Here is a 15,175-nt window from a genome sequence, read left to right on the forward strand (position 1 = left end):
TATATAGCTTGCCTATATTGGTAAGAGTAAAGCCGGACTAACTATGTTAGTTCGGCTTTTTTGTTGCCCTAAACAAAAGTGCTAGGGAGCCCTTCGTACTTTTAATTAAGTCTTAAGAACTGCGATGTGTTGTCTACGCTTTTTAATTATGCAAATGTTAATGATACTGGTTATCATTAATGTAAAAGTTTGCTAAATTAGACAAAAGCATAATGCGGCTCATTGATCACTTCTTTTCAGCGATAGGCGATTAGTGAGCTCAAATAACTAACAGACAACACTCAACATGAATAAAAAATTACTAAGTTTGGCGGTAACGGCTATATTAATGTCGCACGCACAGGCCCAGGAAGATGAAAGTGGCAATGGCATAGCTATAGAGCATCCAGCGGCAGCAACGGAAAAAGCAGAAAAGAATGCCGTTGAAAAGATTGAAGTAGTGGGCATGCGCTCTCCGTTTGGCGCAACAAAAACAAATACACCGATTGTTGAGCTAGCCCGTACAATTTCCATTGAAACCGCATTAGATTTAAAACAAAAGGGTGTATTAAACCTTTCTCAGTCCGCCACTTATATGGCGGGTGTGACGGGAGAGTCTTACGGATACGCCACCCGAGTCGATTCAATTTCTTCCAGAGGATTAAGTATTCCGCGCTATCGCGACTCAATTCAAGAGTTGTTTGGCAGCTATAATTCTACGCGAGCCGAAATCTACACAATGGAACAGGTTGAGCTGCTTAAGGGGCCAGCCTCCGTACTTTATGGTCAGGGTTCTCCTGGCGGCATAATGAATTATGTGTCCAAAACGCCTACGTTGGGCAAAGGAAGTGAAGTCGTCTTGTTATACGGAAGCTTTGACCGCGCGCAAGTTGGGGTGGATGTAAACGGCAGCCTGTCTGAAGATGATAAGTGGATAGGGCGTTTTGTTGGTATTTATCGCAATGCTGACTCTCAGGTTGATTACGTTAGCGACGACACCCAAGTATTAATGCCGTCACTGTCCTTTATGCCTTCTGACAATACAACGCTAACACTTATCGGGTTATTCCAAGATACTGATAGCGATACAGCTGCGCAATTTATTCCTGTGGAAGGCACATTACTGCCTTTGGCTGACGGCACTTATTTACCCGATCAGGATGTTTACGCAGGCGAACCAGGGTTTAATAAATTTGATACTAAGTCGAATCAAGTTACCTTGCTTGGCGAGCACTTGATTAACGATACAACGTCACTTTCATTTACTGCCTTATGGAGAGATGGTGAGGCAGACTACCACCAAGCATGGGCTACGTTTACTGGCGGTACGAGATATCTAAATGCTTATGTTGGCGCTCCGGTTGCACCTACCGACACATTTGTTCCAAGAACGTTTTATCAGGCAGACAATACCTTCAGCCAAGACGCCTTTGATGTTCGCGTAAACAAGGGCTTTGTAACAGGTTCTTTCGAACACGAGTTACTTGCGGGTGTCCAATATCAAAATGTAAAAACTGACGCCAACTCTGCATACTACGCAGGTGGCGGGGTATTACAGGGTGACTTTAGATACATTCTGGACTTGGCAAACCCCGAGTACACCGGCGCACCAGAACAAGCCATTTTCGATGCAATTTATAACGACGCGCCTGAGCAGACGGTTACGGACACGGGGTTATATCTATCAGACCAAATTTCCTATGAAAACTGGCGGGTAACGCTAGGTCTGCGTCACGACCGCGTTGACAATGATACTGGCGTAACGGAGCAGGATGACACGCAAACATCTTACTCAGCTGGAATTTTGTACCGCTTTGACAACGGTATTTCCCCCTACCTTAGTTACGCTGAGTCATTTGAGACGGTAGTGGGATTAGATAACAATAACAACCAGCTTAAGCCAGAAGAAGGCCGTCAATACGAGGCAGGGATTAAGTATGAACTATCGTCAATTCCTGGTTTTATCACGCTGGCGTATTACGATATTGAAGTTTCAAATCTTCCTAATCCCAACGGATTACCAGACGAAGCGGCGCAACAGCAAGGCGTAACGACCATAGAAGGGTTTGAGCTAGAAGGGCGCGTAGACTTTGGCCAAATTACAGCGCAGTTTGCTGCATCGGTCATGGACGCTGAAGATCCTAACGGTTTCTCGTTGTCAGCACAGCCAGATAGCAATGCATCCCTATGGATAAATTATTCTCCACTCGAGCTTGAAGCGCTGACCGTAGGAGCAGGTATTCGCTACGTAGGAGAGTCGGTTTCTGAAAACGGGGTTATTAGATACGACACACCTAGCTACACCCTTGGTGACCTGATGGTGTCGTATGAGCTTTCAGATAATTTGGATTTGCAGCTGAATGTAAGAAATGTGACCGATAAAAAGTATCTCACATCGTGCTTATTCAGAGGTGACTGTTTCCCTGGGGTGCGCAGAACAGTGAACGCGTCGCTAACTTATTCGTTTTAAGGATTTATCATGCTTTCAGTTGCAGCGGGTGGTTTAACACTCGCAGCCTTAGGAGTTATTTATAAAAGTTGGCGCGCTCAAGCGTCAACGTATCTTTATTTAGGTCTTGTCGTATGGCTTATCTCAGCAGTGTGCTGGTCTTATGCACAAGGCTGGGAATTTGGTGTGCTGTATGCGCTGTGTATTCCTTCCATATTAGTGTGGCCTTTTATTGCGTTTAACCAAACGCATTTACCTCAGCCAAAAAATGTACCTCAGCCGAGGAGCTTTGACTTCTCGCGACGTACAGTGCTAGGGAACATCGCAAACTACATCGTGGTGCTGGTTGTTTTATTGGTTGTGAGCGTTTTATTAACGCTAGGAATATGTGCGCTACTCCCATTCTCAATAGCAGGGAAGTTGGCTACAGGTATCGTGCTGTTGCCAATTTTGTGGGGTCTTATTGTTTATCACTACCTTGCCACCGCCCACAAAATTAAAGTTGCTGTTGCTTACGCAGTTTTGGCTGCGCTTTGCCTACCAATACTTATTTTCTTTCCCATGTAGGTGAATATCGATGGATAAAATAACAAAACAAAATGCATTAAATGCACATACTTGGGTAGGCGTTTTTCTAAGTGTACTTCTCTTTTTGGTGTGCTTATCTGGGACCGTGGCGGTTTTTCACTTAGAGTTTGAAAGGTGGGAGCAGCCGCATATTGAAGAAATGAAAAATGTTTCTCCTGACGTTGTTGAAAAGGCAATGGACACCTTTTTAGCTCAGAATACGCAAGAGTCTCACCATCTCTATGTGGTTTTCCCTACATCAGATATTCCTCGGTTGGTGGTAGAAAACGATCATGCTGCTTACTTTGCCGACAGTGAAGGTAACTTATTAGAGCAAGAAAGCGTGTCTTTTACCGAAATGCTCGTGAACTTGCACTTGTATCTAAATTTGCCACAAAGTTGGGGAATGATTTTGGTCAGTGCACTGGGCGCTATCATCTGTACCCTTGTCGTCACTGGAATTATTGCTCACAAACGAATAGTAAAAGATGCTTTTAAACTTCGACGGGGTGGCAACGGTCAGCAAGCACAAATTGATTTGCACAACCGTTTTGGACTATGGGCTGCGCCTTTTCATTTAGTTATAGGTATAACAGGCGCATATTTTGGTATGGCAGGGATCATTTTGGTGGTTGTTGCCTCACTAAATTACGAAGGCGATCGCGACGCGGTTATCCAGAAAATCTTTACGCCAGACCCTGTACTAGCGCCACAGGAAGGTAAACCGGCTATTGGTAGAGCGTTTGCGCAAATGGAAACGCTAGCGCCAGAAAAGTCGCCCATATTTTTAACAGTACACGAAGTGGGTGAGCCTGAGCAGTTCATCGAAATATATGCCAAGGCACCCAATAGAATGATCTACGCAGAAGGCTATCGATTCGATACGGCAGGTAACTTTATCGGTGTGGCCGGCTATGAGTTCGGTGAATGGGGTAAGCAGTTGGTATGGGCAATGTACCGTTTACACTTTGGTGACTTCGCCGGCCTTACCAGCAAATGGCTGTACTTTGTTCTTGGTGTCATGCTGACCATGCTTTGTGTGTCGGGTATAGAGATTTGGCTGTCTAAGAAAGCGCATCCGCCGCTAGCAAGCAGACTTTGGTACAGCACAGTGTGGGGTAGTGTGAGTGCACTCGCATTAACGGCTGTGGCAGATATGTTTTTTACAGGCTCGCTCATCGCCGTTTTTTGGTGCCTTATGCTATTTAATACCGGCATTACAGTGGGAGTTAAATCACTCACTAAGCCCATATGGTTGCTTATATCAGGCATAAGCGTAATGGTGTTACTCATCGCTTACGGGTCTGTGCACCAAAGCGCGACGCTATCGGTTGCGTCACTTCAGCTAAATATACCTATGGCTGCGTATGTGGTGTGGAGTGTTTATCGTGCTAATACGCTACTTAAGCGGGCTAAAAATGCAGAAAGTCAGGTTGAAGGCGACGCGAGTAACAACACGCCTCAATCAGCGCAAGAAAAAAGAGTGAATGCGTAAATCTTATCGTAACTATTAGGGGCTCACAGGTAGCCCCTTAGTTACACTTCTTTCGTTTCCATGTACCGCCATACATATAGCCATTGCTGGCCTTTGCTCGTTCTTGACAAGCTTTGCATACTATACGCCACGTGTCTTCATCACCACACCGAATACGAAACTGTGTGTCGGCATTGATACCGCAGTTGTCACAGGGCCTTGACGGCCTAACTCTGCCCTTTTTCCCCACTTCAAGCACGTCTCTTTCGTTTTAATTAACAGACTTTCTGATACCTATTTTGTAATTACAGGTCACCGCACATAAGCTCAAAACCTTAAATCAGTTTTGCGATTGCAACGGCAATTGAAGAGCCTTTTTCAACGGCTGCGCCCCATAATTTCATTAATAACGACGGCCTTTTTGTCATTAGGATCAGCGCTTCATCTCTGTGATGTTGTTCATCTGCTTGGCATTGTCTAAACCGATTTATAACGTTTGAAGGGGGGATGGTTAACGCAGAAATGCGCTTACATTGTTCTTCGTAATGCGAATCTACGAACTGCTCCCGTCTCTCCCGCGTGGCTCGCACGTAGCTCTTTGTCTACTTGCTTAGCATAATTATCTCCGAGTGTTTTTGCATAAAATGGCATGACGTACCTCTGCAGCATTTTATAAACAAACGATCTGAAGGGGGGAATGGATGCTACCTAACGAATTTGTAATGCATTTCAAAATATGCGCTATTTAGAAAGCTTTGAATGATAGTGTTCTATTTGTAAACGAAAGCAGAGTAATGGGGAGTTGCTTGCTATGGTTGATACACACAGAACATGCGTTGCTTGTAGGAGAGTATAAATGAAGGTATTCGGCGGAGTGCTCATAGTCATTTTAGGGTATTTACTACTTTGGCCAGTACCCATTGCGCCAATGATCTGGCAAGCGCCTACCAGTAACGGGTTTTCAGGGCAATTCGCTGAGAACACACGTTTGTCAGGTCTTACGCTCATTGCATTAGACTCAGATAATGGGCCGGAGGATTTTGCTATAAATGCTGCGGGAACTATTGCAACAGCTACCCACTCTGGAGCGGTATTGTTAAAGAAAAAAGGAGACGCAACATTTACTCCATGGATTAACACGGGTGGACGTCCGCTGGGTATCGAGTTTGATGCAGACGATAACTTATTAATCGCTGACGCCCATCGCGGATTGCTAATCGCAAACCCTGAGGGTGAATTAACGGTTCTGGTTAACCAAGTTGACCACACGAAAGTTGTGTACGCCGACGATGTGGATGTTGCTAATAACGGCAAGATTTACTTCACTGACGCAACCACGAAGTTTTCAGCCACGGAATATGGAGGAACGGTGCAAGCTAGCCTGCTAGAAATTTTGGAACATAGAGGGAACGGCAGGCTCATAGAGTACGACCCAACACTTAGAAAAAGTAACGTATTGATGGATGGCCTTGTTTTTGCCAACGGTGTCGCAATCAGCCATGATCAGAATTCAGTATTAGTTAACGAAACCGGTAAATATCGCGTGTTGCGCTATTGGCTAACTGGGCCAAAGCAGGGCCAAGTGGAAGTCGTAATTGATAACTTGCCCGGATTTCCTGACAACATTAGCCAGGCAAATAACGGCGGCTACTATTTGGGTCTTGCTTCGCCCCGTTCTGCTCCCGTTGACGCTCTATCTGACAAGCCTTTCATCCGTAAAATTGTACAGCGTCTGCCGCAATTCGTACGCCCGCAAGGTCAAGCATACGGACACCTCATTAAAATAAGCGAAAATGGAGAGGTTTTACAAAGTTACCAAGATCCTAGCGGTGACTTTCCATTCGTTACAGGCGCATTAGATACCAGTGAAGGCGTATATGTCAGTAGCTTAACCGCGCCGGCGGTGGGATTGTTGAAGCTAAATTAACGAACGAAATAGGCAGTTTTTTGCAGCTCAATAAGCAATCTTATTTATCACCGGGAGAGCGCTAAACGCCTCGTGAATGTGTTTGTTTTATCTAGTTCTTAAAACGTTTTCTTACATTTAGAAACATTTTAAGCATTTGTAATGTAGTTAGGCTGAGAAGGATGTGTCACTATTCGCTATGCTAACCATAGATGTAGTTAGCATTAGTTTTTTAGTTTTCAGCTAGCCGTTGTATTAAAAGGACATTTTTGAATCATGAAAGCGTATATGTATTCCTCTGTTGCACTTGCAGTCACGATTTCTCTTCTAACTGGATGTGGAGGCGGCTCAGGCTCGTCAAATAACCCTCCTGTAGTAACTACCCCAACAACGCCTGGAACATCAGAGCCAGAGTGGGAAGCAGGTGTTTTTGAACCGCAGTCTCAATATATTGCAAAATGCGAAACGCCGAGAAGCGGCGTAGACCCTTACACGGGAAATCCTTATCCCGATACTCAAGGCACGGCCATGGATGAGAAGCTGTGGTTACGCTCTTGGACTAACGATACTTACCTATGGTACGACGAAGTAGAGGATAACGACCCGGAAAATTACTCAGTGTTGAGGTACTTCGATCAACTTAAAACCACTGAGTTGACACCGAGTGGTACGCCAAAAGATAACTTCCATTTCTCTCAAAATACTGCCGAATACAATGAACTGTCTCAGTCAGGAATTTCATCGGGTTACGGTTTTGACTGGGAATTTGGTTCTACAACCGTGCCCAGAGTGCTAACGGTGCGGTTTACTGAACCTGGTTCTCCTGCGGCTGCTGCCGGTGTACCAAGAGGCGCCACGCTTTCAAAAATTAATGGTGTAGATTTCGTTAATGACAACACACAGCAGGGCGTGAATACTATCAATGCTGCTTTATTCCCAGCGGATGCAGGCACAGTCACAAGCTTTGAGTTTAAGCGGGTGGACGGCTCTACGCTAGCGGTAGATATTACTTCAGGCGACATCAGCGTAACACCGGTTCAAAATGCGAAAGTACTAGATACCGAAAACGGCAAAACGGGTTATTTCCAATTCAATACCTTTATTGTTACCGCGCAACAAGGGTTGATTGACGCGTTTGATATGTTTGTTGAGGAGAACGTTACCGAGCTTGTTATTGACCTTCGCTACAACGGCGGCGGACGTCTGGCATTGGCATCTCAACTTTCATATATGATTGCTGGGCCAAATCAAACCAATAATGCAATTTTTGAAACCTTGAGATTTAATGATAAAAACCCCACAACGAACCCTATTACGGGTGAAACCATTCGTCCAACGCCTTTCTATGCCAATGTAATCGACTACAACGCAGGTTATCTTGCTGATACGCTGCTGCCTAGTTTGTCTCTTACCAAGGTTTACGTAATAGCCACAGGCGCAACATGTTCTGCCAGTGAAGCGGTGATGAATGCCCTTCGCGGTATTGACGTGGAAGTGGTGCAAATTGGCTCTACAACCTGTGGTAAACCTTATGGATTCTATCCTACAGACAACTGCGGCGAGACCTATTTCTCTATTCAATTCCAAGGCGTGAATAATAAAGGTTTTGGTGATTATGCGGACGGCTTCATGCCGACAGCCACACCTGACTTTGATTTCGAATTACCAGGTTGTGAAGTAGAAGATGATTTTACCGCAAGCTTGGGTGATACAAATGAGGGGATGCTGTCTGCTGCCCTAGAATACGCTGCAACAGGATCATGCCCTGAAGTGGTATCTGGCAATGGTACTGCAGATGTGAACGCGCTGCGCAGTAATCAAAGTTCGCTAGTGGGTGAAAAGCTTATTGCTATCGATAAGCCTGAACAACGTAAAGAGAACTTAGTTCTACAAAACAAAATCTATCAGCCTGTTATTCAGGAGCGCAAGTAATGCCGCTTTGTAATAGAAAAGGAAGACTGCTAGCAGCACCTATCGCCATACTTTTGCTATCGGCGAGCGGATGCGCCACAACGAAGGAAGCTGAGTTACACGAGGCAATAACCAAATCCATCAGTGTGAGTCAAAAGCAAACCATTGAAGATAAAATTAGTAAATGGTTTGGTGGGGTGAGCATTACGCTAGCAGATGATGTATTCAGCCAAACTGCTAGTATTACTATCGAGCGTAAGGCAAAGGTTGATGGCAGGGGATTACCTATTGACGGAAGACACGACAACCCTGTTTATAGCTTCACGCTACTAAGCGATGGTAAGCAGTGTGTGTTGCGTAACGACCAAAGTGGGGAACTTGCTGAGCTTGAAAATGTGAAGTGCTATATTGTGCACGAGGCATAAGCCGGGGAATCGACAAAAACGAAATGTAATCGTCGACAGTAGGGCTTAAAAAAACGCCCAGAGTTAAAAAGCTCTGGGCGTTTTTATTGCTATCGTTTGTGCATGCTTGGCTGCTTTTGCGTGCGGCCGCGGCTGTTGCCACTGCTATTATTTCCTTTTGAAGCATTGCCTCTGTTCTTATTCCCGCCGGTGTCGTTACGCTGTTCTGCTGTGTTACCACGACCTTGCTTGTTAGTGTTGGCGTTACGTCGGCTCTTATTCACGCCGTTACCACTTTTGCTGTTCTTGCCCTGAAAGGTAGGTGGAAGCCCAGTATGTTTGGTTAGCGCGCGTTCACCGCGACGACCTTTCTGTGCTTTTTGGCGCTTCTCATCAGCCGTTTCCGGTGGAACAAGGTGTTGAGGGCCGCGGCCTATCAAATCTTCTCGCCCCATACGTGTAAGTGCTTCGCGAATTTGTGCAAAGTTTTTCGGGTCGTGATAACGCAGCATCGCCTTGTGTAATCGACGGTGAATCTCACCTTTAGCGGAAGGTACTTCTTCACTGTCTTTAGTGACTTTGCGTAGTGAATTTACCTCGGTGTGGTACATAGTAGTCGCCGTGGCCATTGGCGACGGATAAAAGTTCTGTACCTGATCGAGCTTAAATTTATTTTCTTTAAGCCATATCGCAAGGCTTAGCATGTCTTCGTCGGTGGTACCCGGGTGCGATGCAATAAAGTAAGGAATCAGGTACTGCTTTTTCCCAGCTTCTTGTGAGTACTTATCAAATAGCTCTTTAAAGCGGTAGTAGCTGCCCATGCCCGGTTTCATCATTTTTGAAAGCGGGCCGTCTTCGGTGTGTTCTGGAGCGATCTTTAAGTAGCCGCCTACGTGGTGAAGGGCAAGCTCTTTTACGTATTCCGGGTCTTCTACTGCTAGGTCGTAACGCACGCCTGAAGCAATCAAGATTTTCTTGATGCCCGGCAAATTGCGGGCACGACGATACAGGTCGATTGTTGGCTTATGGTCGGTATCCATATGTGCGCAAATACTTGGATATACACATGAAGGGCGACGACAGGTGGCTTCAGCTTTCGGGCTCTTACAACGCAGGCGATACATGTTCGCCGTTGGTCCGCCCAAATCAGAGATTACGCCGGTAAAGCCTGGGACAGTGTCGCGGATCTGCTCAATTTCACGAATAATAGAGTCTTCAGAACGACTTTGAATAATACGCCCTTCGTGCTCGGTAATAGAGCAGAACGTACAGCCACCGTAGCATCCGCGCATAATATTAATACTGAAGCGGATCATGTCGTAAGCGGGGATTTTAGCATCGCCATATACAGGGTGAGGAACACGCTGATACGGTAAGTCAAATACCGCGTCCATCTCTTCTGTTTCAAGCGGCATGGCCGGTGGGTTAATCCAGATGTGTCTGTCGCCGTGGCGCTGCATCAGCGCGCGAGCACAACCAGGGTTGGTTTCTTGGTGCAAAATACGCGACGTATGGGCGTATAACACCTTGTTGTCTTTTACTGTTTCGTACGCGGGAAGTTTGACGTACACGTTCTCCCACGGCTTGCGTTTTTCTTTTTCTTTCTGAGCTGGCTGAATAACGATAGGCGCAGCTTCTGGCGCCTCGCTGCTTTTGGTGTCTTTATCCTGCGAATCGCACTCAGGCTCCATCTGATAAGGGCTTGGGATAGCGTCAATCTTGCCCGGCCTGTCTAGAGAGGTCGAGTCAACACCTTGCCACTCAGGTAAGGCTTCTTTTACGATAATTGCCGTACCGCGAATGTCTCGCAAATCAGCAATATCTTCACCTGCCGCTAAGCGATGAGTTACTTCAACAAGAGGACGTTCGGCGTTACCGAAAAAGAGCATATCCGCTTTAGAATCGAACAATACAGAGCGGCGTACTTTTTCACTCCAGTAGTCATAATGCGCAATACGACGCAAGCTGGCTTCTATGCCACCAACAATAACAGGTACACCTTTAAACGCTTCACGGCAGCGCTGTGAATACACGGTAACTGCGCGGTCAGGACGCTTGCCACCTACATTGCCTGGCGTATAAGCGTCGTCGTGACGAAGTTTCTTGTCAGATGTGTAGCGGTTAATCATGGAGTCCATATTGCCGGCTGTTACGCCGAAATACAGGTTGGGTTTACCCAGCTTCATGAAGTCGTCTTTGCTGGTCCAGTCTGGCTGAGAAATAATGCCAACGCGAAAGCCGTGAGCTTCAAGTACCCGGCCAATTACCGCCATACCAAAACTAGGGTGATCTACATACGCATCGCCCGTTACCAAAATAACGTCACAGCTGTCCCAGCCGAGGGCATCCATCTCTTCCTTTGACATAGGTAGAAACGGCGCAGTACCCAGGCAGTGTGGCCAATATTTAGGGTAGGAAAACAGACCGCGGTCGGCCTTAATGGTGGCTTGCATAGTAATCACATCTAGATAAATCAGGGAGTTGCTGAACTTAAAATAGGCAGAAGCTCAGAATAAGTGCGTAATTATAGCAGTCTTGGCCAAGCTAAGGTATAGCACTGTCATTAAATTAAAGAGCTTTGTATACTCTGTGATATAAAAAAGCCGCAAAGTTAAGTGTGGGCGCGCGTTTGGGTTAGAGTCCGGTTCTAGTGAACATGTTAATTAATGGCTTTTTCATAAGCGAAACTCAACCATTAAACGCCTTTTAAATCCCCGTATTTAGCGTATGTAAGGCTTGTCTACTCACAACGAAGAGAAACAACAACGACTATGGCGTATTGGCTATTTAAAACAGAACCTGATGCATTTTCTATAGACGACCTGGCAAGCCGCCCAGACCAAACTGAACCGTGGGATGGCGTTAGAAATTACCAAGCTCGCAACTTTTTAAGAGACGGTGTGAAAGTGGGGGATAAGGTATTTATCTATCACTCTAGCTGTAAACATGTAGGTATTGCGGGCGTTGCCGAAGTGGTGAAAGACGGGTACCCAGACAGCACGCAGTTTAATCCTGAATCGAAATACTACGACCCAAAATCCAGCCAGGAAAACCCCCGTTGGTATCGCGTTGATGTCAAGTTCGTAGAAAAGTTTTCCAGTGTACTCCCACTTTCAGTTATCAAAGCAATGGATGGTATTACTGAACTGCCTTTGGTCAAAAAAGGCGGAAGGCTGTCGATCATGCCAGTAGAAGAGGCTGAATGGCAGCAACTCTACGAGGCGGCTAAATAATAGTTAGAACACCTAGGGCAACACTCGCCTTTGTCACATCATTGAAAGTGACTTATATACCAAATAACCTGTTCCTAGTTGAAGCAAAATACCTACTGTGAGAAACACGCCATCTCGGTTTGTCATGCCAAGCGCAGTCATACATAGAGCAAATGCGGGTAAAACTACTGCAAAAGGTATTGCTTCTAATGGGATCATGGAAAGGGATGCGAGGGCACAGTATCCTGCAATAAGGTTTTTAGCTGGTTTTTGGGACAGGACGGTGCCACGGGGTTTCAGCAGCTTTTCTATTTTATTTACAAAGGGTTTAGCTTTATCAATAGCCGACTCTAACTTGTGTGAACTGACCTTTTTTCGTTTTAGCGCGTTTGGTAGCCAGGGGCTTTCCCTTCCTATTGCTACTTGTATACAGATGAAAAATAATGTTATCCCGCACAATGTTGGAACGCCTGGGATTGCGCCAGTAGGGAGTAGAGCAATAAGTGCAGGTACTAAGAGTAATGGCCCGAACCCCCTATCTTCAAAGCGCTCAATGATATTACCCAAAGAGGTCTTCTCAGACTCTTGGTTATACATATCGTCTAACAGTTCAGTAATCGAGTCGCTCATAATACGTCGTTGAATCCTTACTAAAGGGCTTTGTCCTACTGATGGTTACGCCGTTTTTTTAAATAAGTTTAATAATTCATTTTGACAACTTTTTACTAATGCCCATGTTTTGCTACATTTAGAGAGTGACTAATATTGGGGATACAATTGAGTAAAGAAGATATTTTTTCTATTCTTGAGCAAATGCCATCAAGTATTTTATTTAAATTCGTAGGAACTGACGAAATATATGCGAGTGCAGGGTTTACGAGAGCTTTTGGTATACAGCCCTTGAATTTTGGCGGAATAAAGTCCGTCAAATTTTACGATATTAGTACAAAAAAGGAAGTTGATACGAAGCGAGATCCTTTCTATCTTTCTGAAAAGGGAAGCTGTGTGTCTGGACAGTTCAGAATTCAAACTCAATCGCGAACAATGATCTGCTTCGTTACTAGTGAAGTGATTGCTACTTCAATTGGTAAATGCTCGGTTCTCAATATAGTTGCTAATGCGGCCCATTTGATCGGCGAATTTAAGAAAGATTCTGCGGTCAATAAGCATATTACTTTCAACCAGCTTCTCACTAACTTCTCTTCAAAATTAATCAATGCAAACGTCAGTGAACTAGATAGCATTATCGATCATGCACTTGCTGCTTTTGGTGAGTTCTGTGATGTAGATAGATGTTATCTTTTTGAGTTTGGTGATACAGACGATTATATGTCCAATACTCATGAGTGGGTGGCAGCGGGGGTTACTCCGTATATTGATGAGTTACAAAACATTCCAACCAACACCATGCCTTTCTTCATGAGCCATATATCCAACGGGATATTTAAGGTAGATGATGTGTCTTCTATTCCTGATTCAGCTTCATCAGAACGAGAACTTTTTCAGGAACAGCGTATTTTCTCGATACTCTGCGTTCGCATAATGGTTGATGGAACCATGTACGGATTCATAGGGTGCGACATAATAGGCGGACCGTACTCGTGGAAGGCTTCAGATATCGAGTACTTGCGCCGTATTGGGGAAATGTTAGGTAACACCTTACAGAATTTATATAACAGAAAGGCACTGCAAAAGGTACAAGTAGAATTACTTGAGGCGAATAAACAACTAGAACGACTGGCCAATATTGATGGTTTAACGGGTATTGCAAACAGAAGGTTGTTTGACAGTACTCTAGAGCGGGATGTCGCCCGTTGCTATGAGCAGGGGCGTTCACTTAGCTTATTACTCATAGATGTCGATTTATTCAAGCAGTACAACGACGCTTACGGCCATGTCGCCGGAGATACCGTATTAAAAAACATTGCGTACACGCTCACTAACAGTTGTGTGGGTAGCGATGATTTGGTGGCTCGTTATGGCGGCGAAGAGTTCGCGGTTATCCTCCCTGATACGCAGGGTAAGGCGCTTCCTACTATCGCGGCACGAATTTTACGTAATGTAATGTTTCTTAATATTTTCCACGAAGCGTCAGCGCATGACAGAACGCTTACGGTAAGTATAGGGATGGCTACTACCAGTAACTTGCCGCTTAACAAAGATAATTCTAAGCACAAAGAAGAGGATGCTATGTGGCTTTTAGAACAAGCTGATAAAGCACTTTACCGCGCAAAAAATGCCGGTAGAAATTGTGCGCGGAGTTAACGCTGGGATGTACCGTTCTGGCACTGATTTTTCCAACTCAGACACTTTTTGCTCCTCCATTACCCTACATTTCTAAGACGGTTAGCAGTAATAACGCTGCGTTTTGTTTTTCCTCATTTTAATCACATATCAATTTGTGATTAAAAATAATCACATTTTAAAGTGTGATTGTTTTTGAATTAAACGCCGTAGCGTGCCATAGTGGTATCTAGCCATTTAAAACTTTTATGTTTATTGCAACAAAGTCAACGCGGCGCAAAGCAGAATGACCAGAAATAGTGCTCTTAAAAACGACTCAAAAAGTGTAGCTGGTGTAATCACTGGTGATATAACCAACTCACAATCTTATTCAGATGATGAATTCAGCGATATTCTTGCAACACTTAGGGCGAGCTTAACGAACTATGCGAACCTTTACGGTGGCGACTTCGATATTTACCGAGGCGATGCATTCCAGTTAGTAATTAAGCAGACCCAACACTGTATGAGAACTGCGGTCGGGGTACGTTTAGCCCTAAAGGCGCATGAATTGAGCGTAGATGTGAGAATGAGCATTGCCGTGGGGGAAGTGCAATTCCGTCCTTCAGAAGTGAAAACAGGAACGGGCGAGGCTTTCGTATTGTCAGGGCGGGGACTTGATAATATTAAACCTCATCACCTCGCTTTTTACAGCGGAAACCATCAACTAGACAACAAAACACAACTGCTAACTCGCTTTGCTGATGCACACATTAGTGGGCTTACACAAACCCAAGCGCAAACTTTACATGCGTATCTTGAAGCGTCAGATAAAAGCCATGAAAGTATTGCTGCTATATTGGATAAAAATCGAAGTAATGTGAGTCGTATTCTAAACGCCAGTAATTATAAATTGATTGCTGAGTATCTGGATTATATGGAACAAGCACTGATTTCCAGCGATAAAAATAGCACCGCATTACAAGCCAGCAAGTAACCAAGGATGACTAACGTGAAGCTAAGCAAAACAAAAAACGTCGTGTTTAAAAT

General features: G+C 44.9%; 12 protein-coding genes. 9 read left to right on the plus strand and 3 right to left on the minus strand.

Annotated features, from left to right (window positions below):
- The first annotated feature begins 286 nt into the window (after window positions 1–286).
- The 3 genes from BGK61_RS09125 to BGK61_RS09135 are packed head-to-tail and all read left to right on the plus strand — an operon-like array spanning window position 287 to window position 4,490.
- On the plus strand, window positions 287–2,449 hold the full coding sequence (locus BGK61_RS09125) for a TonB-dependent siderophore receptor (RefSeq protein WP_076011550.1): 2,163 nt from the start codon (window positions 287–289) through the stop codon (window positions 2,447–2,449).
- Between the two features lie 9 nt (window positions 2,450–2,458).
- Window positions 2,459–2,995, plus strand: a complete 537-nt coding sequence (locus BGK61_RS09130) for a hypothetical protein (protein WP_076011551.1) — start codon at window positions 2,459–2,461, stop codon at window positions 2,993–2,995.
- A 10-nt stretch (window positions 2,996–3,005) separates the two neighbouring features.
- The gene (locus tag BGK61_RS09135; protein ID WP_076011552.1) at window positions 3,006–4,490 is read left to right on the plus strand and encodes a PepSY-associated TM helix domain-containing protein; all 1,485 of its coding nucleotides are present in this window, start codon (window positions 3,006–3,008) and stop codon (window positions 4,488–4,490) included.
- Between the two features lie 314 nt (window positions 4,491–4,804).
- Here BGK61_RS09135 and BGK61_RS09145 read toward each other — a convergent pair whose 3' ends face one another.
- Window positions 4,805–5,059: a demethoxyubiquinone hydroxylase family protein gene (locus BGK61_RS09145; RefSeq protein ID WP_234349465.1), complete on the minus strand. Its 255-nt coding sequence runs from the start codon at window positions 5,057–5,059 to the stop codon at window positions 4,805–4,807.
- A 266-nt stretch (window positions 5,060–5,325) separates the two neighbouring features.
- Between BGK61_RS09145 and BGK61_RS09150 the strand changes: the two genes are divergently transcribed.
- The 3 genes from BGK61_RS09150 to BGK61_RS09160 all read left to right on the plus strand — a co-directional run bounded on the left by BGK61_RS09150 (window position 5,326) and on the right by BGK61_RS09160 (window position 8,711).
- Window positions 5,326–6,396: an SMP-30/gluconolactonase/LRE family protein gene (locus tag BGK61_RS09150; protein WP_076011553.1), complete on the plus strand. Its 1,071-nt coding sequence runs from the start codon at window positions 5,326–5,328 to the stop codon at window positions 6,394–6,396.
- 255 nt (window positions 6,397–6,651) lie between these two features.
- Entirely contained in the window at window positions 6,652–8,307 is a 1,656-nt protein-coding gene (locus BGK61_RS09155) for a S41 family peptidase (RefSeq protein ID WP_076011554.1), read from the plus strand.
- Window positions 8,307–8,711 carry a hypothetical protein gene (locus BGK61_RS09160; RefSeq protein ID WP_014998188.1) on the plus strand — a complete coding sequence of 135 codons (405 nt, stop codon included), beginning with the start codon at window positions 8,307–8,309 and terminating at the stop codon, window positions 8,709–8,711. The genes BGK61_RS09155 and BGK61_RS09160 overlap by 1 nt, the downstream gene beginning before the upstream one ends.
- 89 nt (window positions 8,712–8,800) lie before the next feature.
- Here BGK61_RS09160 and BGK61_RS09165 read toward each other — a convergent pair whose 3' ends face one another.
- A complete protein-coding gene (locus BGK61_RS09165) occupies window positions 8,801–11,143 on the minus strand; it encodes a YgiQ family radical SAM protein (RefSeq protein WP_076011555.1) in 2,343 nt (780 codons plus the stop codon).
- Between the two features lie 318 nt (window positions 11,144–11,461).
- Between BGK61_RS09165 and BGK61_RS09170 the strand changes: the two genes are divergently transcribed.
- Window positions 11,462–11,923: an EVE domain-containing protein gene (locus BGK61_RS09170; RefSeq protein ID WP_076011556.1), complete on the plus strand. Its 462-nt coding sequence runs from the start codon at window positions 11,462–11,464 to the stop codon at window positions 11,921–11,923.
- Between the two features lie 33 nt (window positions 11,924–11,956).
- Here the strand turns inward: BGK61_RS09170 and BGK61_RS09175 are convergent, their stop codons facing one another.
- Window positions 11,957–12,532 (minus strand): exopolysaccharide biosynthesis protein, encoded by a 576-nt coding sequence (locus tag BGK61_RS09175; RefSeq protein WP_076011557.1) that lies wholly within the window; start codon window positions 12,530–12,532, stop codon window positions 11,957–11,959.
- A 147-nt stretch (window positions 12,533–12,679) separates the two neighbouring features.
- Between BGK61_RS09175 and BGK61_RS09180 the strand changes: the two genes are divergently transcribed.
- Complete coding sequence (locus BGK61_RS09180) at window positions 12,680–14,167, plus strand: sensor domain-containing diguanylate cyclase (RefSeq protein WP_083648670.1); 1,488 nt, start codon at window positions 12,680–12,682, stop codon at window positions 14,165–14,167.
- A 265-nt stretch (window positions 14,168–14,432) separates the two neighbouring features.
- A complete protein-coding gene (locus BGK61_RS09185) occupies window positions 14,433–15,122 on the plus strand; it encodes a hypothetical protein (protein ID WP_076011558.1) in 690 nt (229 codons plus the stop codon).
- The last annotated feature ends 53 nt before the right edge of the window (window positions 15,123–15,175 follow it).

The sequence above is a fragment of the Alteromonas abrolhosensis genome (genome assembly GCF_001953635.1).
Taxonomy (GTDB): Bacteria; Pseudomonadota; Gammaproteobacteria; order Enterobacterales; family Alteromonadaceae; genus Alteromonas; species Alteromonas abrolhosensis.

Bases quoted from the DNA above. Each gene is read 5' to 3' on its own strand.
- BGK61_RS09125 (WP_076011550.1), top strand. From the start codon at position 287: ATGAATAAAAAATTACTAAGTTTGGCGGTAACGGCTATATTAATGTCG.
- BGK61_RS09130 (WP_076011551.1), top strand. From the start codon at position 2,459: ATGCTTTCAGTTGCAGCGGGTGGTTTAACACTCGCAGCCTTAGGAGTT.
- BGK61_RS09135 (WP_076011552.1), top strand. From the start codon at position 3,006: ATGGATAAAATAACAAAACAAAATGCATTAAATGCACATACTTGGGTA.
- BGK61_RS09150 (WP_076011553.1), top strand. From the start codon at position 5,326: ATGAAGGTATTCGGCGGAGTGCTCATAGTCATTTTAGGGTATTTACTA.
- BGK61_RS09155 (WP_076011554.1), top strand. From the start codon at position 6,652: ATGAAAGCGTATATGTATTCCTCTGTTGCACTTGCAGTCACGATTTCT.
- BGK61_RS09160 (WP_014998188.1), top strand. From the start codon at position 8,307: ATGCCGCTTTGTAATAGAAAAGGAAGACTGCTAGCAGCACCTATCGCC.
- BGK61_RS09165 (WP_076011555.1), bottom strand. From the start codon at position 11,143: ATGCAAGCCACCATTAAGGCCGACCGCGGTCTGTTTTCCTACCCTAAA.
- BGK61_RS09170 (WP_076011556.1), top strand. From the start codon at position 11,462: ATGGCGTATTGGCTATTTAAAACAGAACCTGATGCATTTTCTATAGAC.
- BGK61_RS09175 (WP_076011557.1), bottom strand. From the start codon at position 12,532: ATGAGCGACTCGATTACTGAACTGTTAGACGATATGTATAACCAAGAG.
- BGK61_RS09185 (WP_076011558.1), top strand. From the start codon at position 14,433: ATGACCAGAAATAGTGCTCTTAAAAACGACTCAAAAAGTGTAGCTGGT.